Origin of the sequence: Maribacter sp. 2-571 (genome assembly GCF_050589625.1) — a bacterium.
Classification (GTDB): domain Bacteria; phylum Bacteroidota; class Bacteroidia; order Flavobacteriales; family Flavobacteriaceae; genus Pelagihabitans.
The window spans coordinates 1-1,424 of sequence record NZ_JBNGOP010000067.1; the positions used below are offsets into that span (position 1 = coordinate 1).

General features: G+C 49.4%; 1 protein-coding gene. It reads right to left on the bottom strand.

Annotation, left to right across the window (positions count from 1 at the left end; all coding sequences use genetic code 11):
• The coding region (locus ACRD7P_RS20885) for a condensation domain-containing protein (protein ID WP_430909741.1) at positions 1–1,424 on the bottom strand (1,424 nt) is incomplete at both ends.

Consider the following 1,424-nt stretch of genomic DNA (forward strand, 5'->3'; position numbering starts at 1 on the left):
CCCTCGAAACTCAAGGCAATGCCATCGGGACTCTTCGATACACGGGACTCGAACATCCCTACAAAACCAACATCCAAAGGATACCCCACATCCGTGGAATTGAAAACATCCAATAGCTGCGTTTCCTCCGAAGGAGACAACAACGTTAGCTCACCTATGGTGGCTTCGGGCGACAGAACGATCGAAGCTAATAACGACTCGTAATGTGACAACATACGTACTATGGTACCCTCTTCGTAAAGGTCGCTGCTATACTCCACCGATATGTCAAGTACATCACCCGTCTGGGTAATATCAAAGCTAAGATCGAACTGCGATGTGGTCTCTTCAAAAGGTTCTTCGGTAAGTTCAAGGGACCCCAGAGTAATGGTATCTTCCCCCTGATCGTCGACCATGAAATTGAACATCACCTGGAACAAAGGGCTGCGGCTCATATCGCGCGTTTTAACGACCCGGTCCACCACCTTCTCAAAGGGTACTTCTTGATGGTCATAAGCACCAAGGGTCGTTCCCTTTACCTGTTCCAATAGTTCCGTGAAAACGGGATCTCCCCCTAAATCACTGCGAAGCGCCAATGTATTCAAAAAGAAGCCCACCAAAGGTTCGATCTCCTGTTGGGTACGGTTCGCGATCGGGATGCCCACACAGATATCGGACTGCCCGCTGTATCGGTACAACAATACCTTGAAGGCGGTCAACAGCGTCATGAAAAGCGTAGTATCGCGACTTTGGGAAAGTTCATTGAGCTGCAAGGACAGCCCTTCCCCAATGCAGCGCGAAACAGTGCCCCCTTCATTACCCTGTAACACAGGGCGTGCATGGTCCGTAGGGAGCTCGAGCGCGGATACCCCGGAAAGATGTTCTTGCCAATACCCCAACTGATTCTCCAATACGGAATCCGTCAGATACTTCCGTTGCCAGATCGCATAGTCGGCGTACTGAACCGATAGTGCAGGGAGAGACGCCGTGTGACCATTCGAATATGCATCGTATAGCTTCGTAAACTCATTGAAAATAATGCTCTCAGACCAATCATCGCTCGCGATGTGATGAAACACTATTACCAATAAATGGTTATCTTCTGAAAAACGATATAACCGGGACCTTAACATATGGTGAATCGAAAGGTCGAAAGGAGCGTCGATATATTTACGAATACCATTAGAAACATCACGATTACCGGCATCCATTAGCTCAAGTCCCCAGGTCTCGGACGAATTAACCTTCTGATAACCAACGCCATCCTCCGAACAAATCACCGTGCGCAGTACCTCGTGGCGCTCCACAACCTCACGAAAGGCGCTGGAAAGGGAGGTTACGTTAACCTTTCCTCTCAAACGGAACAACATCGGAATATGGTATTCCTCGCTGCCCTGCAACTGGTCCAGGAACCACAATCGCTCCTGGCTGTACGAGAGCGGGAT